14 protein-coding genes and 1 tRNA gene are annotated in these 25,474 nt (G+C 50.5%); 11 read left to right on the top strand and 4 right to left on the bottom strand.

The window, feature by feature from the left end; translation table 11 throughout:
- Window positions 1–49 precede the first annotated feature (49 nt).
- Window positions 50–2,782 carry an autotransporter outer membrane beta-barrel domain-containing protein gene (locus tag AACS05_RS23195; RefSeq protein ID WP_045448865.1) on the bottom strand — a complete coding sequence of 911 codons (2,733 nt, stop codon included), beginning with the start codon at window positions 2,780–2,782 and terminating at the stop codon, window positions 50–52.
- A 1,521-nt stretch (window positions 2,783–4,303) separates the two neighbouring features.
- Here AACS05_RS23195 and AACS05_RS23190 point away from each other — a divergent pair.
- Window positions 4,304–10,027: an Ig-like domain-containing protein gene (locus tag AACS05_RS23190; RefSeq protein WP_081918227.1), complete on the top strand. Its 5,724-nt coding sequence runs from the start codon at window positions 4,304–4,306 to the stop codon at window positions 10,025–10,027.
- Window positions 10,028–10,249: 222 nt separating this feature from the next.
- Window positions 10,250–10,867 carry a helix-turn-helix domain-containing protein gene (locus AACS05_RS23185; protein ID WP_045448863.1) on the top strand — a complete coding sequence of 206 codons (618 nt, stop codon included), beginning with the start codon at window positions 10,250–10,252 and terminating at the stop codon, window positions 10,865–10,867.
- A gap of 694 nt (window positions 10,868–11,561) precedes the next feature.
- Here AACS05_RS23185 and AACS05_RS23180 read toward each other — a convergent pair.
- Window positions 11,562–11,656 (bottom strand) — tRNA-Sec (locus AACS05_RS23180).
- Window positions 11,657–11,945: 289 nt separating this feature from the next.
- Between AACS05_RS23180 and AACS05_RS23175 the strand changes: the two genes are divergently transcribed.
- The 9 genes from AACS05_RS23175 (at window position 11,946) to AACS05_RS23135 (ending at window position 21,958) form a co-directional block, all read left to right on the top strand.
- Window positions 11,946–13,328 carry a glycoside-pentoside-hexuronide family transporter gene (locus AACS05_RS23175; protein ID WP_045448861.1) on the top strand — a complete coding sequence of 461 codons (1,383 nt, stop codon included), beginning with the start codon at window positions 11,946–11,948 and terminating at the stop codon, window positions 13,326–13,328.
- A gap of 11 nt (window positions 13,329–13,339) precedes the next feature.
- The gene (yicI, locus tag AACS05_RS23170; protein WP_045448859.1) at window positions 13,340–15,658 is read left to right on the top strand and encodes an alpha-xylosidase; all 2,319 of its coding nucleotides are present in this window, start codon (window positions 13,340–13,342) and stop codon (window positions 15,656–15,658) included.
- Window positions 15,659–15,912: 254 nt separating this feature from the next.
- Window positions 15,913–17,466: a BglG family transcription antiterminator gene (locus AACS05_RS23165; RefSeq protein ID WP_045448858.1), complete on the top strand. Its 1,554-nt coding sequence runs from the start codon at window positions 15,913–15,915 to the stop codon at window positions 17,464–17,466.
- Between the two features lie 26 nt (window positions 17,467–17,492).
- Window positions 17,493–17,963 (top strand): PTS sugar transporter subunit IIA, encoded by a 471-nt coding sequence (locus tag AACS05_RS23160; protein WP_045448857.1) that lies wholly within the window; start codon window positions 17,493–17,495, stop codon window positions 17,961–17,963.
- 19 nt (window positions 17,964–17,982) lie between these two features.
- Window positions 17,983–18,303 (top strand): PTS fructose transporter subunit IIB, encoded by a 321-nt coding sequence (locus AACS05_RS23155; protein WP_045448856.1) that lies wholly within the window; start codon window positions 17,983–17,985, stop codon window positions 18,301–18,303.
- 26 nt (window positions 18,304–18,329) lie between these two features.
- Window positions 18,330–19,421: a PTS fructose transporter subunit IIC gene (locus AACS05_RS23150; protein ID WP_045448853.1), complete on the top strand. Its 1,092-nt coding sequence runs from the start codon at window positions 18,330–18,332 to the stop codon at window positions 19,419–19,421.
- Between the two features lie 11 nt (window positions 19,422–19,432).
- Window positions 19,433–20,284, top strand: coding sequence for a class II fructose-bisphosphate aldolase (locus AACS05_RS23145; RefSeq protein WP_045448851.1), 852 nt, complete (start codon window positions 19,433–19,435; stop codon window positions 20,282–20,284).
- 80 nt (window positions 20,285–20,364) lie between these two features.
- On the top strand, window positions 20,365–21,225 hold the full coding sequence (locus AACS05_RS23140) for a ketose-bisphosphate aldolase (RefSeq protein WP_045448850.1): 861 nt from the start codon (window positions 20,365–20,367) through the stop codon (window positions 21,223–21,225).
- Window positions 21,226–21,274: 49 nt separating this feature from the next.
- Window positions 21,275–21,958, top strand: coding sequence for a D-lyxose/D-mannose family sugar isomerase (locus tag AACS05_RS23135; protein ID WP_045448848.1), 684 nt, complete (start codon window positions 21,275–21,277; stop codon window positions 21,956–21,958).
- A gap of 92 nt (window positions 21,959–22,050) precedes the next feature.
- On the opposite strand, the gene AACS05_RS23130 is transcribed toward AACS05_RS23135, so the two are convergent.
- Both AACS05_RS23130 and xanP read right to left on the bottom strand, forming a co-directional pair.
- Complete coding sequence (locus tag AACS05_RS23130) at window positions 22,051–23,760, bottom strand: AsmA family protein (protein WP_045448846.1); 1,710 nt, start codon at window positions 23,758–23,760, stop codon at window positions 22,051–22,053.
- A gap of 121 nt (window positions 23,761–23,881) precedes the next feature.
- Window positions 23,882–25,273: a xanthine/proton symporter XanP gene (gene xanP / locus AACS05_RS23125; protein ID WP_045448845.1), complete on the bottom strand. Its 1,392-nt coding sequence runs from the start codon at window positions 25,271–25,273 to the stop codon at window positions 23,882–23,884.
- Between the last annotated feature and the right edge of the window lie 201 nt (window positions 25,274–25,474).

The raw sequence follows: 25,474 nt of genomic DNA, 5'->3' as shown, positions 1-25,474 counted from the left end.
CTCCCCTAATAATTAAAGGCCTGCAGTAGCAGGCCTTTGCATTAACTTATTACCAGGTATATTTCACACCAGCATTTGCTGACCAGTCTTGATCGACATCAGCTCCGCCAAGATAATCACCGCCGGCATATGCACTAAAGTTTTTAGTAAAGTTGAATTGACCACCCAACCCGGCGCGTACTGCTGAACCACCCACACCATTATCAATATCATCGCCATTAACATCTGCGCTGTTATTATCTGAATCATCATACACATATGCGATTTTTGCATACGGAACGAATGACTGTTCGCCGAAGCTAAAGGTATAGCCGGTATTGACGCCTGCTTCATAACGCATGCTGTCATAAGACTGGCTATCAACATTCATATTGTTGCTGAGCTGGTATCCGTCACCATCCTGGAACAGACCAGAAATGCTTGCGTATGGAGTAACGTAGCCATTCTGATTGTATTTCCAGTCATAACCAGCTTTCAGATTCAGACCCCAGGCGTCAGAAGAGATACCGTTGCCGCTTACTGAATTACCATTGCTCATGCTCGCAGACAGGTCATTATCAAAGTGGCTGTAGCTCAATGTGCTATTAACGAAGACATTGTTGTTAAAGCGCGTAGAGGTATAAACACGAGCAGACTGGCTATCCTGATCGACATGGCCGGTTTGATCATCGATATCACCTTTCATGAAGCTGGCAGCGGCACCGACAATCCAGTTCGCACCATTACCTTCAATCGCTTTATCAAAACCAACCATGATGCCGCTGGTATCTTGATCATAGCTTAGTGTATCTGTATCTCCCTGGAAGTGACCGCCGATGTAAGTCGCCCATGCACCGCCAGTATCCTGACTGTTTTGATTAACACGGCCATTATCCAAACGATTTGCCAGTGCATCTTGTTCCAGATTCCAGATATTGGTGTTAGCAGATGGGATGCTCAGCGCAATATTGGCATAATCGGTTAAGCCATCCTGTTTCAGTACAACAGAATCACCGCTCTGCTGAGCTTCATACTGATAAGCGCCCAGATCGGCTTTGTTTGCTGCGGTAAAGGAAGCCTGCGTATCGGTGTTATCATCATAAACGCGAATCAGTTCATGACCTTTATAATCAGCAACAGAGCCTTTGCCGGTGGCATTATTCACGCTAACTTTATAGTTACCTGCGACATCGCCATTGACTGCCAGATGACCATCGGAATTCACATCGACTACACCATAGTCAGATGCGTTATCGGTATTACCATTGGTATAACCCGTGTTCATGTCACTGTTCAGGACATATTCGCGGCTACCCACATCAAGCTGACCACCTGAGGTCAGGACAAGGTTATGCGTGTCGACTTCACCCGTGCCAATATTTAGTGCTGCGCCATTGCTGACAGTAATGGTATTAGCATATAAATTTGCCGTTTCCTCTGTCAGATTCACCGTACTATTACCATCAATATTCATGGCATTAGTATCTACCTGGCCATCATCACCGATGTTCATGGATGAAGAGCTATTCAGGTTGATGGTATCGGCCAGCAGCGCAGAACTTTCTACGTTCACCTGCGAGCCATTAGATACGGTTAAGGTATCTACATCGGAAGCTTTACGGGTATCCCACTCAGAACCATGATCCAGCGTTACGTTAAAGATCCCACTCTGGAAGACGGCTGCACCATCAACATATCCCGTGTCGGCGTTATAAGTTGAGGAAGGAATCAGGCTGTTTGCTGCAATATCGTACAGTGTTGCTGTTGCATCAACGTCAGAGATTGCCGCACCGACCCACTTGCTTCCATTATCAAGCGTCAGGTTCATTTCGTCCTGGTTCAGGCTGTCATCAGCATAACCCAGGTTAGAATCGATCACGCCGTCTGCATTGGTATCAACACCTGCAGGTGCAAAACCGTTATTGAAACGACTGACGAACAACACATCGCCCGTTAAGGTTGAATTGTTAAATGTTGCATTGGTTTTCATGGATTCAGTTGAATCCGGATTATCGATAGCCGCAATCGCAACATCATTCATGTTGATGGTTTGATCATTGCTATTAATGACACCATCGCCATTTACATCGAAATCAGCCTGCATTGTCAGTGCGCCGGTGTAATCAGAAGGTTTTTCTGACTGACCGTAGAAACCTGACGTATCCAGCTCAGTCCAGGCTCCAGAGGTAACGGAAGAATCATTGACAACAATATTGTCTACAAAGCTGTCAGTGCTACCGCTGTCGGCGTAATCCTGAATTTCCTGGCCTAATGTAATACCAGCAACGTGAGAGTTGTTTTCAATGGCAATATTGCTTTCTTGATCAAGCGTAATTGCTGTACCCAGATTATAGATTGGTAAAGAACCCGCAGAGGTACCATCGGTGTTGTAATAATCAAAATGCTCAAAGCTGTCATCAATAGTTGAATTATTAACGGTCAATGTCAGCGGATCGTTATAGTTCTGCTCGACGTCAGTGCAACCTGAAGTCATGCAAGCAGACGTCACCATTCCATGTACAGTCGTATTGCTGATGGAGAGTGAATTTGGATTGGCTGTATCTGCATCAAGGTAATTTGTCGAAATAACACCGTTTACGACGGAGTTATTGATGACAGGGTAAATATTGGCATCTGCGCCGTTCCAGTCCGCATATCCCTGATAAGTTACGCCTGAAGTACCATCGTAAATGAAGGTATCCCATACGCCATTCGAAATGTCTGTTGCCGAAGCTTGAAATGCTACAGCTAAAGAGCACGCGAGGGCGATTCGTGTTTTATGGAACTTGCCACAACTTTTCAATCTAAAACTCCTGTTATGCAAAAAAGAATGCTCTCGGCAACACTATATATTCGAGATATAATTCAGAGGGCAGAGAGGACGGATAGTAAAATCCCCTATCTATCTCTTCAGATAAACATCATGTAGTCACCGTAGTTATTTAAAATTCCGCGTGCACAGATATACGACATACTTCTTCTGGTGCTTGTGCAGTCTCACGAAATCTCGCAAATAGAATAATCATTTCTATATTTTGAGTTCAATTTGTTTTGTTATTTAATCCATTATTGGAATTTTGGTGATTTAAATGAGGGTTTTTTATTTTTTGCGGTATTATTATAAGTTCTTGATTGATATGATTTTTGTATTTATTTTTAACCGTTAATAAATGCCGTGAAATAAGTTTCTGTGAAGTGATATATTACTGGTGTCACATTGATTATCATCTCCTGGTTGGTAAAAATATACCGAATTAGTTACTCTTGTTATTATTATTCTGCAAATTAAAAGTGGTGCTGTTATTATAATAAATACTCCTTATTTGTTTCTCCTGGTTTGTTTTATATATCTTGCTTGTAAATGAAATGTTGCAATTTACCAAAAATGGACGTCGTGTTCGGATTACTAAACGGATCACGAAAGATGGGTGATGTTTTTTGCCAGGAAGTGGTTAATGTACTTAATGCACTTGATCGTTCTCACCGTAGGCACACCAAACGAACACTGTCTGCTGGATTTTGCTGAGGTAACAACTTAAAAAAGATGGTTTTTTCTTGTTTCGAATGGAAAAATAACCACTCGGGCAATACTTTTTTATCGATCCCTTATCGATAAGGGAGCTGGTTTGCCAGAGAGCCGGAGGGGCGGTTTTTAGTCAGAACTGTTCTTTTACTCCTCCAGAAATGTACTGACAGTAGTGAAGGGCTGGCATGGCGTGTTTTTCTCGCGCTGTTCAACGCGGCAAAGATGATTAAAATGCATAAAATGTCAATTACCAATATAAGGTGATCACCTCGGCACCGTTTCTTTCTTTCTTTTTTATTGAAACTTCGCCCTCGCTGAGTGAAGTCCAGGCTAATAGTGTCTTTTTCCAATGAGTTATGTGTGAATTAAAAAGTCAGAAAAATTTTATAAAGATGCTTGCTGAATAGGATTTTATTGCCCATAGTTATAGCAAACCAATGTTACATCTTATTACATTGCCAGATTTGGCTTACTCGATCATCTTTGCAAGGTGAGGATATCGCTCAAAGTTTTGCCAGAACAAACGAAGCGATTACCTCCTAAGGAGCATCAGGAAGGCAATAATTAATAAAAATGCAGGTGAACAGCATAAACTATGAACCGTTTTAGATAATGGCGGCCTTATTTTAGTAAATGATTTTTATTATCGATTCCCTGTAAATATAATAATAGATACCTGTTTTCCATTGCATAAATAGAATATTCCATTTTTGGACTAACACAGTAATTTTTCTTGCCTTAAAAATAAAATATTATAGGGCGAATTATTAATGCTAAATCTACCGAGTATCTAATAACATGCATGCCAGGCCGGACAGGCGCTTTAGCGCACGTTTAATTCAGACAATTGCGTTACTGAATATATTTCTGCAAATTGTCATGCCTGTCCTGCTTTCATTCTCATGGGTTTCTGTGGCTGTGGCCGCTTCACCGTCAGAACAGCAATTCAGTCAGTCCATGACCACCATGCGTAACTCAGCGCTTCTCTCTGCTGTCCCCGACTCCCCTCCGGAAGAGAAAGATAAAATATGGTCTTCCTCTTCTGTTGAGCTAAATGTCAAAAAGACGTCTCAGGAATCATCCGGTTTTTTCTCCTCACAGCCGACTAAATCTGCGGAATTGCCTGCCTTAGCTTCAGAACCAGAAGCGGGGAAAACCTCCTCTGTCGCCGATCCTGAGTTGCAGATGATTGATTCAGGTAAGACCGCAGCTACGCGCCTGTGGCAGGTTTTGGGCAGTGATGATCCTGCAGCTCAGGGACGTAGTGCCGCCGCCGGAATTGCCGCCGGGATTGCCAACCAGCGTATGGAAACCTGGCTGAATCAGTACGGGCATGCGCGGGTAAATTTATCCTTTCCGGGCGGTGGCGATCTCGATCTGTTATTCCCGATGCTTGATACCGCTGATTACCTGATTTTTACCCAGGGCGGGATCCGCCGGGATACGGATGATAAACGCACGACCTCCAATATCGGCCTTGGAGTGCGCGGCTTCACGGGTAACTGGATGCTTGGCGTGAACAGTTTCTATGACTACGACATCACCGGAGAAAACAGTCGCTACGGTATTGGCACTGAAGCCTGGACGGATTACCTCAAACTGTCCGCCAACCTTTACCAGCGCATTACCGACTGGCACCAGTCTGGCGTTGAAGATATGGAAGATTACGATGAGCGGCCAGCCAACGGATATGACGTGCGTCTGGCCGGCTGGTTGCCTTCATATCCAAATGTTGGCATGAACGCAACGTATGAGAAATATTTTGGCAAGAATGTCGCTCTTGATGACCACACGGATCTGGCGGACTCACCTTCGGCGGTGACGGTTGGGTTGAACTACACGCCGATCCCGCTGGTTACGTTAGGAGCGGAGCATCGTAGCGGCAGCAATACGAATGATTCACGAGTGTTTTTGAACTTCAACTATCGTCTGGGCGTATCAATGGCCGATCAGACCGATCCGGATATGGTCGGGTTGGCCCGGACGCTGGCAGGCAGTCGTTACGATATGGTTGAACGTAATAACACCATCGTTATGCAGTATAAAAAACAGGATCTTATTACCTTGTCGCTGCCAGCGACAGTATCTGCGGATGCGAACAGTACCGTGTCGCTAACCGCGGACGTGCGGGCAAAATACGGTACAGAGAGTGTGGACTGGGACTACAGCAGTATTGTCAATGCGGGAGGCAGCGTTACACAACAATCCCGTGAATCACTGCTTATCACACTGCCGGCCTGGAAAGCGGAGCAGGCCAGTGTGAATACCTATCGTATTAGCGCAGTGGCGTATGACTCTCGCCATAACAAATCAAACAGCGCGGAAACGGTGGTAATGGTTCACAAAGCGCGAAACGACATCTCGTCATTTGTGGTGGTAAACGATAACGCACTGGCGGACGGTAATACCCGAAACACGGTACGTCTGACGGTAATTGATACGCAGACAAACCAGCCGGTACCTGGGTTGGCGGTCAAATTTGCAACCAGTGCCGGAACTCTGTTGGCGGCAAGTGCGACGACGGATGCACAGGGAATGGCGACCACGGAGATCACCAGTGTGGTTGCCGGAGAAGCGAAAATCACCGCGACGCTGGAGAACGGCAATGCGGCAGATGTCAGCGTCACGTTTTTGCCAGATGAGGCAGCCACCCTCAGCGATCTAAAAATAACGAAAGACAATGCCGCGGCAGATGGGAAAGCGACTAACGTGGTACAGGCCAGCGTGACCGATGCGCGGGGCAATGCGGTAGCGGGGATCACAGTGGCATTCAGTGCCGGGAACGGTGCGGTGCTGGAAAATACCTCGGTAGTAACGGATGCCAAAGGGCTGGCGTCGACCACGCTGACGAATCTTTCTATGGGCACGACTGTCGTGACCGCGACGGCGAATAATGTGTCCCGTAGTGTAAATACAACGTTTACAGCGGATGTGGCGACGGCGTTTATCAGTAGCCTGACGGTGGACCAGGACAGCAGCCCGGCAGATGGTAAGACAACCAATACGGCGACGGTGACAGTACTAGACGCGCAGGGGCATCCGGTACCGGGGATTGCTGTGGCATGGCAGGCGGATAAAGGAACGGTGAAATTCAGTTCCGGCTCGAGCAATACCGGGGCAGACGGCAAAGTCAGTGTGCAATTTACAGATACTGTGGCTGAAAGTACCAACATCACTGCGGTACTGGCGAACGGTAGCAGCCAGTCGCAGCCCAGTCATTTCTCTGTTGATCTGACCGCTTTGAAGATCAGCCGTTTTGATGTCGCGCAACAGATAAAAGCCGACGGGCGTACCGTCAGTACCGCCACGGTTATTGTCGTAGATGCCGCAAATACCCCGCAGGCGAATGTTGTAGTGAACTGGACGGTGGATGGAACAGCCTCCCTGGCGGGGCCAACATCCACGACGGATACTTCGGGCCAGGCGGTGATGACGCTGACGGATGCGAAAGCCGAAACGGTGAACGTAACAGTGACGGTAAGTGTCAGTGGTGCGACGCAAACAAAAACCACCACCTTTGTTGCCGATACGGATACAGCGGTGGTCAGTACGCTGGTCATCAATCAGGACGGCAGCGTGGCGAACGGTTCGGCGGCGAACACGGCGACAGCCACGGTGCTGGACGCGAACAATAACCCGGTCGCCGGAGCTGCGGTGGTCTGGAGCGCAGACAAAGGCACAGTAAGGTTCGGCACGCAGGACACCACGGATGCAAATGGTCATGTGAGTGTGACCTTCACCGACACGGTGGCGGAAACGGCACAGATTACCGCCACACTGGGCAGCAGCAGTCAGACTGAACCGTCGAAATTTGTGGCGGATGCGGCAACGGCGGTGGTCAGTACGCTGGTCATCAACCAGGACGGCAGCGTGGCGAACGGTTCGGCGGCGAACACGGCGACAGCCACGGTGCTGGACGCGAACAATAACCCGGTCGCCGGAGCTGCGGTGGTCTGGAGCGCAGACAAAGGCACGGTAAATTTCGGCACGCAGGACACCACGGATGCAAATGGTCATGTGAGTGTGACCTTCACCGACACGGTGGCGGAAACGGCACAGATTACCGCCACACTGGGCGGCAGCAGTCAGACTGAACCATCGAAATTTGTGGCGGATGCGACAACGGCAGTGGTCAGTACGCTGGTTATCAACCAGGACGGCAGCGTGGCGAACGGTTCGGCGGCGAATACGGCGACAGCCACGGTGCTGGACGCGAACAATAATCCGGTCGCCGGAGCCGCGGTGGTCTGGAGCGCAGACAAAGGCACGGTAAATTTTGGCACGCAAGGTACCACGGATGCGAACGGGCATGTGAGCGTGACCTTCACCGACACCGTCGCGGAAACAGCACAGATTACCGCCACGCTGGGCGGCAGCAGTCAGACTGAACCGTCGAAATTTGTGGGGGATGCGGCGACGGCAACACTCACTTTGCTACCCGATCATAGCGGTAGTATTGCAGATGGCATTGCTACTAATGGTGTAACGGCAATGGTCGTCGATGCTCTCAATAACCCAATTGCCGGGGCGATTGTGACGTGGACGGTAGATAAGAGCACGGCGAAACTCAGTGTCTCTTCAGGAGTGACCGATAGTAGTGGTAAGACGAGCCTGACCTATACGGACACTGTAGCAGAGCATGTAGAGATCACGGCTACTCTGGAAAACGGCAGTAGTAAGGTGCAGGGCAGCACATTTGTTGCAGATGCAAGTACCGCCAGGATCGGCTCTATTGTTATTGATCCCGATAATAGTCCAGCTAATGGCGCTTCGAAAAATGGTGTTGCTGTGACGGTAGTGGATGCGAATGGTAATCCGGTTGGTGGATTAAGAGTTGCTCTCAGTGCGAGTAGTAATACGGTGGAATTCTCCTCGAAATTTACCAGCACTAATCAGAGTGGTGTGGCGAGCGCCACTTTCACCGACACGGTGGCGGAAACAGCACAGATTACCGCCACACTGGGCGGCAGCAGCCAGACCGAACCGTCGAAATTTGTGGCAGATGCGGCAACGGCGGTGGTCAGTACGCTGACCATCAATACTAACAATAGTGTGGCGAATGGTTCGACGGCGAACACGGCGACAGCCACAGTGCTGGACGCGAACAATAACCCGGTCGCCGGAGCCGCGGTGGCCTGGAGCGCAGACAAAGGCACGGTAAGGTTCGGCACGCAAGGCACGACGGATGCGAACGGGCATGTGAGTGTAACTTTCACCGACACGGTGGCGGAAACGGCACAGATTACCGCCACGCTGGGCGGCAGCAGCCAGACCGAACCGTCGCTCTTTATAGCGGATGCGGCAACGGCGGTGGTCAGTTCGTTGGTCATCGATCCGAACGGCAGCGTGGCGGATGGTGTAACCGCCAATGTTGCAACGGCCACAGTGCTGGATGCGCACAACAACCCAGTCTCAGGAATAAATGTGAGCTGGACTCCTGCATTCGATGGAACGATGCATTTCAGTCAGGCCTCCGGATATACCGGAATTGATGGAAAGCTGACAGTCAGAATCACTGATACGATGTCCCGGAGTTCTCCCGTTGGAGCTGTTCTGGAGAATGGCAGCCGTATGAATGCAACAGTAGTGTTTGTAGGAGATCCGACGACCGCGACGGTGAGTTCGTTGACCATCGATAAGAACGGCAGTGTGGCGAACGGAGTTGCGGCCAATAGTGCTACGGCGACTGTGCTGGATACACACAACAATCCGGTGGCTGGGGTGACGGTCACCTGGAGTGCAGACAAAGGCACGGTAAATTTCGGCACGCAAGGCACCACGGATGCGAACGGGCATGTGAGTGTGACCTTCACCGACACGGTGGCGGAAACGGCACAGATTACCGCCACGCTGGGCGGTTCCAGCCAGACCAGTCCGTCAAGATTTAACGGAGACATCACATCGGCAGTCGTTAGCACACTGACCATCGATACTGACGGCAGCGCGGCGAATGGTTCAACCGCGAATGTCGCAACAGCCACGGTGCTGGATGCAAACAATCACCCGGTCTCCGGGGCTGTGGTGACCTGGAGTGCAGACAAAGGTACGGTAAATTTTGGCACGCAAGGTACCACGGATGCGAATGGACATGTGAGTGTGACCTTCACCGACACGGTGGCGCAAACGGTTCAAATCACCGCCACGCTGGGTGGTTCCAGCCAGACCAGTCCGTCGAGATTTGTGGGTGATATCGCTACGGCCAGGGTAGAGATGGAGATCAGTAATAGCAGTGGTGTGGCTGGTAAGACTACGGTAGGAGCGATAGTCACCGTGGTAGATGCCAACAGTAACCCGGTAGGCGGAGCCGTGGTCACCATGAGCGCAGATAAGAGTACAGTGACATTTGCAATGGGAGGCGACGGATTCGCATCGACAGCAGCGGCAAGTGAGGAGCAGTTCACAACTAATAATGGAGGAACATTCACTGTATATATCGCTGATACCGTTGCGGAACCAGTGCAGGTAACGGCTACGGTCGGTAACAGTAGCCAGACAAAGCAGATAGAATTTGTTGCAGATTAGATACCGCAGCAGTCAGTGATGCCTGGTAGTGGTAAGAACAGGAGTATGGAGGGACTATTGTTGCGGGTATTAGTATATCAGCACGCAGACAGACGACATAGTATTACTACCACACTGGAAATGGCAAAACTGAAACACTTTACAGCCGATTTGTCGCAGTGAGGCTGTCGGCGCCTTAACTTTGTTTATTTTAATTAGCTAATAACCGGAGTAACGTGCTTTATGTTAGAAATCCCTCGTGAGTCAATTAAACGACTTGGCGATATGATTATTCAATATGGTTATTCATTCCATCTTGCAGAAGGCAATGAATTAATAAGAACATCACCAGATGGCGAACCTTTATTCTTTTATCTTGTAAAGGGACAGGTGCGTTATGAGTTATCTGATGATTATTGGTTGTCTTCCGTCAGAGCGCCCATGGTCTTAGGCTTTGTAGATTATTACTATCCGAATGAATACGCCGGGCGTTTTTTTACGGAGACGGAAACATCAGGGTTCTATCTTTCTGCCGAGAAAGTGGGTCAGCTCATCTCTGAGAATGACTTGTGGTACGACGTCTCTGTTATCCTGAGCTATATTATCCGAAGGTTGTTGGCGCGTGAGGTGCTGCTATCGTCCAGTAATGCGTACAAGATTATCTGTCACTATCTCAATATTCTGAATTCTGAATGCCCGGAAGTAAAAGAGAGATTGAGTGCGTTGTATTATCTGCATAAGCATACAAAGCTGTCTAAAAGCATGATTTCATTAATCATTAGTGAGTTAAAAAAAGGAGAGTACATAGATATCAGTAAAGGGCATCTTAAGAGTATAAAATTCTTACCAGAAAGTTTTTAAATTCAGTACTGGAGAGTGAATTATTAGATAAATATGTGTTAGGTAAATGGAATTAGCATTGACACAGTCAGTGATAAGCAGTTGAAAGAGAAATTATCAACTGTTAAAGAAACGTTGTTTTTTAGCCGATCATCACAACTGAAGGGGTGGTAGGCGCATTTTGTATCAGGAATGGAAGACTACGGACATGGTGGAATTCGTTGAGGATGGTGCATAGCCAGTTGAAAACGGAATATTATAAATTTATATCACTCTGCAATCTGTTGTACTTCACTTCTTACAGATAAACAATGGCACAAAATGACGTAATTAATGATTGTGCACAGCGTGGATGAAATACCTCTGGTCTTTTGATTTAATATTGATGTTTTGTATTGGATAAATGAGTAACCCCCATAATCCCCCTCAAATGATTCTGCTTGTGGGATGTGGGGGCATTCTGAGCTACTTTTTCGGCTCTTTTTTCCACTGTAGTAAACCGGCAATATCCTACTCGCCTTCGGCTTCTTTTAAGCGTCATTGTTGCCCGGCAAACTGACTGTATTCCGGCTGGCTGGCGCGAATATTACGGATTACCTGACAATTCCCTTCCTGTGGAACTTGTAAGTAAGACTTACAGGTTGGCCAGAGTTCAATACGGGATAAAGACAGCTTAAAAGAGATGTGATTAAAGACGTGCTTACTTGAGGCATTTTGGCGGAAGATCACAGGAGTCGAACCTGCCCGGGACCGCTGGCGGCCCCAACTGGATTTGAAGTCCAGCCACCTCACCGGAGATGACGATCTTCCGCGCCTCGATTGCTACATGGAGGCGGGGCGCATTATAGCTACTTCCAGGAGTTTCCACACCCCCCCACTCACTTTTTTAACTTCCCTTTCTCTTTACCATGACCGTTTTCAAATAAACCTCTACAAAATCCAATACTTACATTTAGACATATTTTTTCGACGCTACTCCGATCACAGAAAGCAAGAATCGTAAATTGATTACAAAATATCGGAATGTTCGCGCTCACAAGGATGGTTTACAACGTCTGTAACCGGTTTCAGCTACCTTACGGTGTTAAAGGATAAAACAATGAAGAGCGAGATATTGTCCGTCACAGAGAAGATTGGCTATGGAATGGGTGATGCCGCCAGTCATATTATTTTTGATAACGTTATGTTGTATATGATGTTTTTTTACACTGATATCTTCGGTATCCCCGCCGGTTTTGTCGGCACTATGTTTTTGCTGGCGCGCGCACTGGATGCTATCTCAGACCCGTGCATGGGACTGATTGCCGACCGTACCCAATCGCGCTGGGGTAAGTTCCGCCCGTGGATCCTGTTTGGCGCGATTCCGTTTGGCCTCGTTTGCGTGCTGGCATACACCACGCCGGACTTCAGTCTGAATGGCAAAATGATTTACGCCGCCGTCACCTATACGCTGCTGACCCTGCTCTACACCGTGGTTAACATCCCTTACTGCGCGCTGGGCGGCGTTATTACCAAAGACCCGACTCAACGTATCTCACTGCAGTCCTGGCGCTTTGTGCTGGCGACGGCGGGCGGCATGCTCTCCACGGTGCTGATGATGCCGTTGGTAAACCTGATTGGCGGCGAAAACAAAGCATTGGGTTTCCAGGGCGGGATTGCTGTGCTCTCGGTCATTGCATTCCTGATGCTGACCTTTTGCTTCTTTACTACCAAAGAACGTGTTGCAGCACCTCCGGGTAATAACTCAATGCGGGAAGATCTGCGCGATATCTGGAAGAACGATCAATGGCGCATCGTCGGATTGCTCACCATTCTCAATATCCTGGCTGTCTGCGTACGTGGCGGGGCAATGATGTATTACGTCACCTGGATCCTGGGCACGCCGGAGGTGTTTGTCGCCTTCCTCACCACCTATTGTGTCGGAAATCTGATCGGCTCTGCGCTGGCAAAACCACTTACCGACTGGAAATGCAAAGTGAGCGTCTTCTGGTGGACCAACGCCCTGTTGGCGGTTATCAGCCTGGCGATGTTCTTTGTGCCGATGCACGCCACTATCACCATGTTCATCTTTATCTTTGCGATTGGTGTGTTGCACCAGTTGGTGACGCCTATCCAGTGGGTAATGATGTCTGACACCGTTGACTACGGCGAGTGGTGCAACGGTAAGCGCCTGACGGGTATCAGCTTCGCAGGGACGTTGTTTGTGCTCAAGCTGGGCCTCGCACTCGGTGGGGCGCTTATTGGCTGGATGCTGGCTGGCGGTGGCTACGATGCCGCAGCGAAAACCCAGAACAGCGCCACCATCAGCATCATTATTGCGTTGTTCACCATCGCCCCAGCGATCTGCTACCTGTTGAGTGCCGTCATTGCCAAACGCTTCTATACCCTGAAAACCCCGTATCTGACTGAAATTATGAGCCAGTTGGCTCAGGGGGCACGTCGCAATCAGCAGGACTTTACGACCAAAGAATTTCAGAACTAAAGGAACAGACGATGAAAATTAGCGATGGAAACTGGCTGATTCAGCCTGGGCTAAATTTGATAAACCCGATTCAGGTATTCGACGTTGAGCAGCAGGGAAGTGAGATGGTGGTCTACGTTGCGCCGCGCGATGTACGTGAGCGCACCTGGCAACTCGATACTCCACTGTTTACCCTGCGCTTCTTCTCGCCGCAGGAAGGGGTTGTAGGCGTGCGTATGGAGCACTTCCAGGGCGCGCTGGATAAAGGTCCGCATTATCCGTTGCATGTGCAGCAGGATGTGCCGGTAGTAATGCAGAACAATGCCGAATTTGCCGAACTGAAGAGCGGTAATTTGAGCGTGCGCGTTACCAAAGGGGAGTTCTGGTCACTCGATTTTTTACGTAACGGCGTGCGTATTACCGGCAGCCAGTTGAAAAATAATGGCTATGTGCAGGATACCAACAGCGGGCGCAACTATATGTTTGAGCGTCTGGATCTGGGCGTCGGTGAAACGGTCTACGGGTTGGGCGAGCGCTTTACCGCGCTGGTGCGTAATGGTCAGACTGTAGATACCTGGAACCGCGATGGCGGTACCAGCACTGAGCAGTCTTATAAGAACATCCCGTTTTATATCACCAACCGTGGCTACGGCGTACTGGTGAACCATCCGCAGTGCGTATCGTTTGAAATCGGCTCCGAGAAAGTCTCAAAAGTGCAGTTCAGCGTGGAGAGTGAGTATCTGGAATACTTTGTGATCGACGGGCCAACGCCTAAAGCGGTACTGGAGCGATATACCCGCTTTACTGGCCGTCCGGCGCTGCCTCCAGCCTGGTCATTCGGCCTGTGGCTCACCACCTCGTTCACGACCAACTATGATGAAGCGACAGTAAACAGCTTTATTGACGGTATGGCGGAGCGTAACCTGCCACTGCACGTTTTCCACTTCGACTGTTTCTGGATGAAAGCATTCCAGTGGTGTGATTTCGAATGGGACCCGGTGACGTTCCCGGACCCGGAAGGGATGATCCGCCGCCTGAAAGAAAAAGGGTTGAAGGTCTGCGTATGGATTAACCCGTACATTGGTCAAAAATCCCCTCTCTTCAATGAGCTGAAAGAGAAAGGTTATCTGCTCAAGCGGCCTGACGGTTCTCTGTGGCAGTGGGATAAATGGCAGCCCGGCCTGGCGATTTATGATTTTACCAATCCCGCAGCCTGCGAGTGGTACGCCAGCAAGCTAAAAGGTCTGGTGGATATTGGTGTGGATTGCTTCAAGACCGATTTTGGCGAACGGATCCCCACGGATGTACAGTGGTTCGACGGTGCCGATCCGCAGAAAATGCACAATCACTACGCTTTCATCTACAACGAACTGGTGTGGAACGTGCTGAAAGAAACCGTGGGTGAGAAAGAAGCGGTGCTGTTTGCCCGTTCCGCCTCCGTGGGCGCGCAACAATTCCCGGTGCACTGGGGGGGTGACTGCTACGCCAACTACGAATCCATGGCGGAAAGCCTGCGCGGTGGATTGTCTATCGGCCTTTCCGGCTTTGGTTTCTGGAGCCACGATATCGGCGGTTTCGAAAATACAGCGCCCGCGCACGTCTATAAACGCTGGTGCGCGTTTGGACTGCTTTCCAGCCACAGCCGCCTGCACGGCAGTAAATCCTACCGTGTGCCGTGGGCATATGACGACGAGTCCTGTGATGTGGTGCGTTACTTCACCGAACAGAAATGCCGCATGATGCCGTATCTGTACCGTGAAGCGGCCCGCGCCAGTGAACAGGGTACGCCGATGATGCGCGCGATGATGCTGGAGTTCCCGGACGATCCGGCGTGTGATTATCTCGACCGTCAGTACATGCTGGGCGATAGCATCATGGTCGCACCGGTGTTCTCGCAGGCAGGGGATGTACAGTTTTACCTGCCGGAAGGACGCTGGACACACCTGTGGCATAATGACGACGTGCAGGGCAACCGGTGGCATAAGCAACAGCATGGCTTCCTGAGCCTGCCGGTCTATGTGCGAGACAACACCCTGCTGGCGCTAGGCTGCAATAGCCAGAAGCCTGACTATGCCTGGCACGAAGGGACGGCATTCCAGTTATTCCAACTGGAGGAGGGCCGGGAAGCCATCTGTGAAGTCCCGGCGGCTGACGGCTCGGTTATCTTCACGCTGAAGGCCACGCGCGCGGCTAACACCATTACTGTGCAAGGTGTCGGCGAAGCGCGTAACTGGACGCTGTGCCTGCGAAATATCCTGCAGATTAGTGGCGTGAAGGGCGGTTCATCTGCGGGCAGCGAATGGGGCGTGGTTGTGACGCCTGACAGCAATGAATTAACCATCACGTTATAAATTTTTTATCCTCCCTCTCTCTGATAAAGAGGGAGGGTTTTTGCGAGCGTTATCACTATAACTCTGGCAAAAAATGTGATCTGCGCTGTAAATATCTCACTATTTCCCTTTTTTGTCTTATTTCTGTCCGGAATACAGGACACGATTTAGTATTGTTGCAACATCGTAGGCCTTTTATATTTATCATCACGGATTGCAAGTGGAGCGTCAGTGCTTCGTTAGATATTTAATCTGGTGTGTGATAAGGGTAAATAATGCAAATGATTACCTCGCGACAAAACAGATTATTAAAATTTCTTCTGCCCCGGAAGGAATATGTCACGCTGCTGAAAATCGCTGAATACTTAGCTGTTTCAGAAAAAACTGTGCAACGCGATCTGCGGATGCTGGAGCAGTGGTTATCGGAATGGAAAATATCCATTGATAAACGTACTGGCGCAGGCGTGATGCTGATTGCCGATAATATTACTGATATTTTATATTTGGATCAGTTATTAGGTGCCGAGGGCGATGATGTTGATGGAATGATGAATAATTCACGGCGCGTAAAGATAGCATCACAATTATTAAGCGAAACGCCGCATGAAACATCTATCAGCAAATTATCTGAACGTTATTTTATCAGTAGCGCATCGATTGTTAACGATCTGAAAGTCATTGAATCATGGATAACCCCGCTGGGATTATCTTTGATTCGTAGCCAAAGCGGAACGCACATTGAAGGCAGCGAGAGTGGTGTGCGTCAGGCGATGGCCTCGCTGATTAACGGTGTGATTAACCATAATGAACCCGGTAGCGTCGTTTATTCTCGCCTTGATTCAGGTAGCTATAAAGCGCTAGTGCATTACTTCGGTGAAGAAGACGTTTTATTTGTACAAACGCTTTTGCAGGAAATGGAGAATGATCTGTGTTGGTCGTTGGGTGAGCCTTATTACGTCAATATTTTTACTCATATTCTGATCATGATGTACCGCATCACACGGGGGAATGCGTTACCGAGAAAAGATGAAAATATTACCTCATTTGACGAGAGCATCTTTTCCATTGCCAGCCGCATGATCCAGCATATCGAAAAACGTATTGCGCACCCGCTGCCGCAAGACGAAGTCTGGTTTATTTATCAGTACATTATCTCTTCTGGCGTGATGATTGAAGAACATAACGATGTGAGCGTAATTGGCCATATGCACTCCAGCGATGAGGCGCGGTTGATTACCTGGCGGCTGATAGCGACATTTGCGGAGATGGTCGACAGCGACCTCAGTCAGGACGTTGCGCTGTATGACGGGTTACTGATTCATATTAAGCCGTTGATTAACCGGCTGAACTACCATATTCGTATTCGTAACCCGCTGTTGGATGACATCAAAGGAGAGCTGGAGGATGTCTGGCGTTTAACACAGTGCGCGGTGAATCGGGTGTTTAGCGGCTGGGGCGACCGGGCTGTATCGGAAGATGAAGTCGGGTACTTAACTGTGCATTTTCAGGCCGCAATGGAACGCCAGATTGCCCGCAAGCGGGTGCTACTGGTCTGCTCAACGGGTATCGGTACATCTCACTTACTCAAAAGCCGCATTTTACGCGCCTTTCCGGACTGGACCATAGTGGGTGTGGTGTCGGCAGGAAGTTTGCCCTCCGTACTGACGGAAGATATTGAACTGGTGGTTTCAACAATAAATTTACCCACCATTGCGATGCCTGTCGTGTATGTTACCGCGTTCTTCAATGATGCTGATATTAAACGAGTTACTGAAACGGTTATTACTGAAAAATTACATCGTGCGACGTCGCTGGTCGTTGAAAATTAATGTCTGAACTCCATGAGGTATGATTGATGGACATAACGAAAATACTCAATACAAATCGCGTTATTTTGGACATGAAGGCTACAAATAAAACGGAGGCCATTGAGGAACTGACTGACCTGCTGCAAAAAGATGGTGCGATTAGCTGCCGGGATACGTTTATTCAGGACGTCTGGCAGCGTGAGTCTGAAGGCTCGACTGGTTTTGAAAATCATATTGCTATCCCGCATGGTAAATCTTCGGCGGTGGTCAATACTACTCTGGCTATCGGGCGTACTCGTCATGATATTCCGTGGGAAACGCTTGATGGCAGCAACGTGCGGTGCATTATTTTATTTGCCGTTCGTCTTGAAGATCAAAACACAACACATATTCGTCTGCTCTCTCAGGTTGCCGGGGCGTTAGCAGATGACGAGATTATTGAGCAGTTGCTGATCGAGCGCAGTCCACAAAAAATTATTGAGTTGTTTAGCCAATATGCTGAGTCGAATGTCTGCTAAATAAAATGTGGAGCATCTTATGAATATTGTTTGTGTTGCCGCTTGTACGGCGGGTATTGCGCACACTTATATCGCCCGTGAAAAGTTAATAAAAGGCGCAAAAGCGCTTGGCCATAATATCAAAGTTGAAACCCAGGGCACCATCGGCACGGAAAACGAACTGTTGGCAGGTGATATTTCTGCCGCTGATGTCGTCATTCTGGCTGTGGATGTCAAAATAAAAGGGGAGGAACGCTTTATAAATAAACGTATTGTGCGAGTGAAAACAGAAATAGTGATAAAGTCGCCAATTCAGTTTCTTGAAAAGGTCGAAAAATCATTGGTTAATTTGAACCAGTAGCGATCCTCATTCTGGAGGGATCTCACATGAATGAAAATAAAATACCGCTATCTCAGGAAATAAAAAAACATTTATTAACGGGAATTTCGTGGATGATCCCGCTAATTGTTGCCGCAGGGATTTGTATTGCCCTTGGGCAAATACTCGGTGGCACAAATGTTGGTGAAAAAACCGGGACAATACCGTGGATGCTTAACCAGATTGGCGGTTGGGGGATGGGATTAATTGTTCCGCTGATTAGTGCGGCAATTGCTTACTCTATCGCCGACCGCCCCGGATTCGCGCCGGGTCTGATTGTCGGTTTTGTCTGCGGTGAAATTCATACCGGTTTTATTGGCGGGATGCTGGGCGGATTTCTTGTCGGCTACACCGTGTTGCTGCTTAAGCGTTATATCCGGTTGCCGCAGTCGATGCAGGGGTTGATGCCCATTATGGTGTTGCCGGTATTGAGCACCGTGATTGGCGGTCTGTTGATGATGACGCTGATTGGCAAGCCAATTGCCTGGCTTCAGGAAGCGCTGATTCATTTGCTGGAGTCTATGCAGGGCGGCTCGCGCTTTCTGATGGGCGCAATCCTCGGCGCAATGGCGACATTCGACTTTGGCGGCCCGGTGAATAAAACCATGTCACTGTTCGCCGATGGCATGCTGGTAAGTGGCGTATACGGCCCGGAAGCCGTGAAGTTTGTCGGTTCGATTATCCCGCCGTTCGGCATTACGCTCTCCTTCCTGCTGACGCGTCACAAGTACACCCGTGCTGAACGCGAAGCGCTGAAAGCGGCGTTCCCGATGGGGATTTGCATGATCACCGAAGGGGTCATTCCGATTGCGGCGCGCGACCTGCTGCGCGTGGTGGGGTCCTGTGTGGTGGCCTCCGCGGTGGCGGGCGGCCTGATTATGGTGTGGGGCGTAGAAAGTCCTGTCCCGCACGGCGGCATGTTTGTTGTCCCACTCTTCACACATCCACTGCTGTTTTGCCTGGCGTTGGGCATCGGGACGGTTATCTGTGGCGTCATGCTGTCGCTGTGGAAGAAACCAGTGACCGAGCGTGACGAAGAGTTTGACGAACTTAGCGATCAAAAACTGAAAGACGAAGATATCACCTTCACCCTGGAATAACCGGAGGCCGTATGTTTGCCGATATGAAAAGCATGGTGACGAAAGCCTGGCGTGGACAGTACGCACTGCTGGCGATCAATTGTATGAACCTGGAAAGTGCCAGAGCTGCGGTGCGGGTTGCTGAGAAACACCGTGCGCCCATCATTCTGAATCTGTACCAGGGACATCTGGATCATTTCCCTGCCTCACTGGCGGCAGCGGTCGTTAAAACACTGGCAGAAGAGGCCTCTGTACCTGTCGCGTTAGCACTTGACCATGGAAAGGATCCTGTACGCATTCGCCAGGCTTTCCGCGCCGGATTTAGCGGTTTGATGATCGACGCCTCTGCGTTTGCGCTGGAAGAGAATATTCGCCAGACCAGGGCAGTGGTGGAACTGGCCGCCAGCGCAAAACTTTGCGTTGAGGGGGAACTGGGCCATCTGGCCGATGCGCCGCGCTATGACCATGCGACGAACGTCGATTTGATGACTCAGGTCGCAGATGTTGCGCCGTTTATCCAGCAGACAGGTATCGACTTACTGGCCGTTTCAGTCGGAACGGCGCACGGCATGTACGCGCCTGGCATTACCCCTGCCATTGATTTCCAGCGTCTTGAGGAGATCGCCCGTATGTCGACCGTGCCGCTTGCTCTGCATGGCGGTAGCGGTACGCCGTTTGACCAGCTCCAGCGTTGCCCGGCCTTTGGCGTTGCCAAGATCAACGTTGGGGCGGCTGTCTTTGAGGCAGGAAAAGCGGCATTGCTGCATACCCTCTGTCGGGACAAATCCTGTGAACTGGTTGATGCTCTGGCGGTGATGGAGCAGGCCAGCGAGGAAGCCATAATTCCGTACCTGCAGGCCAGCGGCGCTATCGACAAAGCCTGATTCGTTTTCTGTAACGCCCTCTATGCCTCTGCGATAACGCACTGGCAGGGCTTTCTACACCCTGAAACTGGAGAATTACCATGTTAGTTTCGATGAAAGAATTACTGCAACCTACCCGTCAGCACGGTTTTGCCATTGGCGCCTTTAACGTTGCAGATAGCTGTTTTGTGCGTGCTGTGGTGGAAGAAGCGGAAGCGACCAACACACCTGCGATTATCTCCATCCACCCTAGCGAGCATGATTTCCTCGGTGATGAGTTTTTTAGCTATGTTCGTGATATCACGATGCGCAGCCCGGTACCGTTCACTCTGCATCTGGATCACGGTGCCTCGGTAGAGCATGTCCTGCGCGCAATTCAATGCGGGTTTACCTCCGTGATGATTGACGGCTCGCTGCTGCCGTATGAGGAGAATGTGGCACTGACGAAGGAAGTGGTCAGACTGGCGCACGCGGTAGGTGTTTCTGTTGAAGGTGAGTTGGGAACGATTGGTCAGACCGGGACGTCAGTAGAAGGCGGTGTCTCGCAAGTTACCTATACCGATCCTGCTCAGGCAGAGGATTTTATTGCCCGTACGGGTGCCGACACGCTGGCGGTGGCGATTGGTACCGCACACGGGATCTACCCGAAAGGTATGCAGCCTGAACTGCAAATGAACATCCTGCGCGACATCGCTGGACGGCTGGATATTCCGCTGGTTCTGCACGGCGGCTCAGCGAATCCGGATGCGGAAATTGCCGAATCCGTCACGCTGGGGGTCGGAAAAATCAATATTTCCAGTGATATGAAATACGCCTATTTCCAGAAAGTCCGTGAAATCCTGGCAAAAGAGACCTGGTGGGACCCAAATGTAATCTATCCGGAAGCGATCAGCGCCGCACGGGATGTGATCCGTCACAAAATGAAACTGTTCGGCTCCACCGGAAAAGCGTCACTTTACTAACCGCATGCAGGCGGGGTGACCCGCCTCTTTCGCAACAAGGAAAAGTGGAATGAAGCGTTCTCAAATAAATTATGCCGTTGATAAAGCGCATGCCATCGCCGAGACCTTTCGGGTGTGTCTGCCTGATTTTGCCTATTTTACCGCCGATGTCTGGCGACAGCAGGATAGAGCGGAGTGGTGTGAAGTACTCGATCTCAGGTTGGGCTGGGATATTACCGACTTTGGTCGCGGGGATTTTTCGCAAACGGGGCTGACGTTGTTGACGTTGCGCAATGGCTTGCTGGGTTCAGCCAACTACCCCAAACCGTATGCCGAAAAGATGCTGCAAATTCAGCAGGATCAGCAAACTCCGTGGCATTTTCATACGCATAAAATGGAAGATATCGTGAATCGCGGCGGTGGTGATTTATGCATGCAGCTGGCGTGGGCTACGCCCGATGCACAGTACGACGGTCAGCGAATAGTTGATGTCAGCGTGGATGGTCAACGGCGTACTTTCAAGCCCGGCGACACTCTGGTGCTGAAGCCGGGGCAGAGTGTCTGCCTGCCGCCGCGTTTGTACCATCGCTTCTGGGCTGAGAAAGCGTTTGTGCTGGGTTGGGAAATTTCGATGGTGAATGACGACCTGCAGGATAACCACTTCCTTGAGCCAGGCGGGCGCTTCCCGGCGATAGCTGAGGATGAGCCAGTAAAATGGTTGTTATGCAGTGAATATGATGGTTTACGGGAATAGCCCGTCACCGGATGGTGGCTTGGTCTTATTCGGCTGGCAAGGAGGCAAAATCGCAGGCCCGGTAAGCGCAAACGCCACCGGGCAATCTGGTTTTATTGCGCAGGCGACGGGGACGTGACTTCCCCGCCAGACACGACGCCTGCCTGCATGGTTTGCGTCATCTGTTGTTGTTGCGCATTCACCGCATGCAACTGACCGTTCACTGTTGGCTTCAACGGTGCATCTGCCAGAATGTTACCGCTGGCGATAAGCTGGATGTTGCCGTCACCGGAAAGCGGCAGTGCAGGCCAACCCCACTGTTGCAGGATAGTCATTGGCACACCGCGCCCGTTCAGGCTGACTTTTGTCTGGCGCTGTGGTAGCTGCGAGATGCTGGCGGTGGCTTCCAGCAGCCCTTTCTCGGTATACGCGCTTAGCTCGCTGATGTTAACCGTGCTGCTGTTCGCTGTGAGTGCCAGCGAAGGACGGCGAACGTCGGTGCGGTTGAATGTAGCAGCAGCGGCATTGAGCGTGGCATTACCGCTCCAGATCCCCCATTGATTGTTTTGCACCAGCCCCAGGTTAGCGCCGTAGCCATCCAGCGCGGTAAGTTGCCACGGGAACGCTGGATCGATATCAATCACGAGGTTACGGCTGGCGCTGAATTTCTTCAGGGTCAGGCTGTTCAACCAGGCTGGCAGCGGCTTCATCCACTGCTGCTTCCAGTTTTCCGGAAGCGTGTATTCCAGCCCGGCAATCGCGGCATCGTCGAGGATCAGCGCTTTGTTGTTGCGCAGCCAGTTGCCGGACGTTCTGACCATGCCGCCTTCCCAGCGGGTTGTGAACTGGCGAAGTGCAATGCCTTGCGGTGAGAACTCGGCGTTCAGAATAGGATCGTAGAAGTGCAGTGAACCGTAGATGAACTCACTGGCGTTCATCGACAGTTTACCTTCCTGTGTCTGCCAGTCGTCCTTGCTGAAGGTCATGTTGCGCAAGCTAAGGTCGAGATCCGTTACCGCCCAGTCAGGGCCCTGCAGACGGGCATCCGTCACCTCAAGGCGACCTATTTGCAGAGAAGGAATGGTGGTTAACGGCGCGAAAAAATCGGCCAGTGATTTATCGCTCTGTAGTCGGATATCATTCAGACGCAGATTCTCCACTACCCAACTGCCGTCGGCATTCCGCTGTGCCACACCGGTTAATGCACCGCGTGCCACATCTGCACCAATGTTGCTTAACGTCACCCGTTCATGGTCGATACTGCCTTCAATCAGCACGTTAGTGGTGGGAACATCGTTCAGCGTCAACGAGCTGGCGCTGAGCTGGATTTGCGCCTTGTTGCCGAGAATTTTACCTGCCTCAGGACTCCAGGGGATAACGCCACCGTTCACGCGCTGGGCGCTCAGGTTCCACGCACTGCCGGGGCTGTTAAGCGCCATATCCTGCAATTGCAGGCGATCGGCCTGAAATGGAAGCGGCGCAGTTTGCTGGGAAAGATTGAGCGTACCGTTTTGCAAAAGAATGGTGTCAACGTGCAATGGATCGGTGATTTGACGGCTACTCAGCCCAATATCGACCATTTTTGCGACCAGAGTGGAAGGCTGCCCGTCCCGGCCAAAGGTGACGTTTTCCAACAGAATGTGGGAGGGTGCGGAAAACCGGTGATCGATGGCATCAAAAGTCAGGTGGTAGCTGCTATTCTCCGATACCCAGGCGCTGACATGCTCTGCGCCCCAGCGGGTTTGCAGTAGAAAATAAAGGCCGAGGATCACCACTGCAAAAGCGATCAGCACGTAAAGAAGCAGCTTTCCAATAAATTTCATGGTCTTCCATCCCGCGAAGTGCACATAGTCAAGTTATGCACGATTTATGCGCAATGCTCAAGGCGGGAATGGTGAAAGAGCGTTACAGCGGCGTTGATTCTGAATCAACGCCGCACTTCGCTTAGGCTTTCTCTGGCGGGAAAATCAGGTTCAGGACGATAGCGGTAATACCGCCAGCGGCAATGCCGGAGGAGAGTAAGTTTTTCACCCAGTCAGGAGCAAACTGCAGGATCAGCGGCTGCTGGGAGACGCCAAGACCGACCGCCAGCGACAACGCGATAATCAGAATGGCGCGGCGATTCAACGGCTCGCGTGAAACAATGCGTACCCCGGATGCTGCGATGGTACCAAACATGACCAGCGTAGCGCCGCCCAAAACGGGTTCTGGAATGTGCTGCACAAAACCACTTACCGCCGGGAACAGGCCCAGTGCGATCAGCATCAGCGCGACTACAAAGCCGACATAGCGGCTGGCGACGCCGGTTAACTGGATGACCCCGTTGTTCTGCCCGAAGCAGGAGTTCGGGAAGGTGTTGAATACGGCGGAGACAAATGAGTTCAGACCGTTAGCCAGTACGCCACCTTTCAGACGCTTCATATACAGCGGGCCGGAGACGGGTTGTTCGGAGACATCGGACGTGGCCGTAATATCACCGATGGTTTCCAGCGAAGTGATCATAAAGACCAGCATCAGCGGCAGCAGTAGGTTCCAGTCGATACCCAGACCATAGTACAGCGGTGTTGGCACCATGATGAGGTCCTGGCTTACCGGTGCGGTATTTTGCGGCAGCATGTCCATAAACCAGGCCAGCAGGTAGCCCGCGGCCATCGCAATCACCAGTGACGCAACGCGCAGGTATGGGTTGCGCTGGCGATTCAGAATGATAATGAGTGCCAGTACGACACCTGCCAGCATCAAATTCTTCGGTGCGCCAAAGGTGTTATCACTCATCGCCGCGTAGCCGCCACCAATCGATGTCAGGCCGACCTGAATCAGCGACAAGCCGATGATCATCACCACCACGCCTGAGACCAGCGGGGTAATAATACGGCGCGCCAGATGCAGTACACGAGAGATAACCATTTCAGTGCAGCTTGCCAGCATTAAAGTGCCAAACAGCGCAGCCATCATAGTAGGGACATCGGCACCACCGGTTTTCAGCGCCGTGCCGCCCATAATCAGCGGCGCAACAAAGTTAAAGCTGGTGCCCTGAATGGATAACAGCCCCGAGCCAACTGGCCCCCAGGCTTTAATCTGAATGATGGAAGCTACGCCGGATGCGAACAGCGACATACTGATAATGTGTTGAGTATCCTGAGCCGGTAAACCGAGCGCCTGGCAGATGAGCAGGGCAGGCGTGATAACCGCGACGAACATCGCCAGCAGGTGCTGACAGGCGGCAAACAGGGTCTGGGCTAGCGGAGGGCGATCTTCAAGACGGTAAATCAGTTCACTGTTGTGAGTCTGCGCAACCGGTTGCGCATTTGCTGACTCTACGGCGTTAACGGACATCAGAGGCAATCCCATGGTGGAAAAGCGGTGATTTTATCTGACCAGGGCGTAAAAGCAAACGTTTGCCAGTAACTATTGCTAATATTTAAAACGGATAAACAAACATTTTTATATAACTTTTCATCATTTTCTGCTTAAAATCCACCCCGATAACTCATTAAGAGCTAAAAATCGATCTGGAATGCATCGTGCGTGACTGTG

Source organism: Citrobacter sp. S-77, assembly GCF_963864895.1.
Lineage (GTDB): Bacteria > Pseudomonadota > Gammaproteobacteria > Enterobacterales > Enterobacteriaceae > Citrobacter > Citrobacter murliniae.
Note: the sequence above shows the minus strand (reverse complement) of the source record. Positions and strands in the feature narration are given on the sequence as shown.

Coding starts and splice junctions, on each gene's coding strand:
- AACS05_RS23145 (WP_045448851.1), top strand. CDS start 19,433: ATGTTTGCCGATATGAAAAGCATGGTGACGAAAGCCTGGCGTGGACAG.
- xanP (WP_045448845.1), bottom strand. CDS start 25,273: ATGTCCGTTAACGCCGTAGAGTCAGCAAATGCGCAACCGGTTGCGCAG.
- AACS05_RS23140 (WP_045448850.1), top strand. CDS start 20,365: ATGTTAGTTTCGATGAAAGAATTACTGCAACCTACCCGTCAGCACGGT.
- AACS05_RS23190 (WP_081918227.1), top strand. CDS start 4,304: ATGCATGCCAGGCCGGACAGGCGCTTTAGCGCACGTTTAATTCAGACA.
- yicI (WP_045448859.1), top strand. CDS start 13,340: ATGAAAATTAGCGATGGAAACTGGCTGATTCAGCCTGGGCTAAATTTG.
- AACS05_RS23185 (WP_045448863.1), top strand. CDS start 10,250: ATGTTAGAAATCCCTCGTGAGTCAATTAAACGACTTGGCGATATGATT.
- AACS05_RS23160 (WP_045448857.1), top strand. CDS start 17,493: ATGGACATAACGAAAATACTCAATACAAATCGCGTTATTTTGGACATG.
- AACS05_RS23150 (WP_045448853.1), top strand. CDS start 18,330: ATGAATGAAAATAAAATACCGCTATCTCAGGAAATAAAAAAACATTTA.
- AACS05_RS23165 (WP_045448858.1), top strand. CDS start 15,913: ATGCAAATGATTACCTCGCGACAAAACAGATTATTAAAATTTCTTCTG.
- AACS05_RS23130 (WP_045448846.1), bottom strand. CDS start 23,760: ATGAAATTTATTGGAAAGCTGCTTCTTTACGTGCTGATCGCTTTTGCA.
- AACS05_RS23175 (WP_045448861.1), top strand. CDS start 11,946: ATGAAGAGCGAGATATTGTCCGTCACAGAGAAGATTGGCTATGGAATG.
- AACS05_RS23155 (WP_045448856.1), top strand. CDS start 17,983: ATGAATATTGTTTGTGTTGCCGCTTGTACGGCGGGTATTGCGCACACT.
- AACS05_RS23135 (WP_045448848.1), top strand. CDS start 21,275: ATGAAGCGTTCTCAAATAAATTATGCCGTTGATAAAGCGCATGCCATC.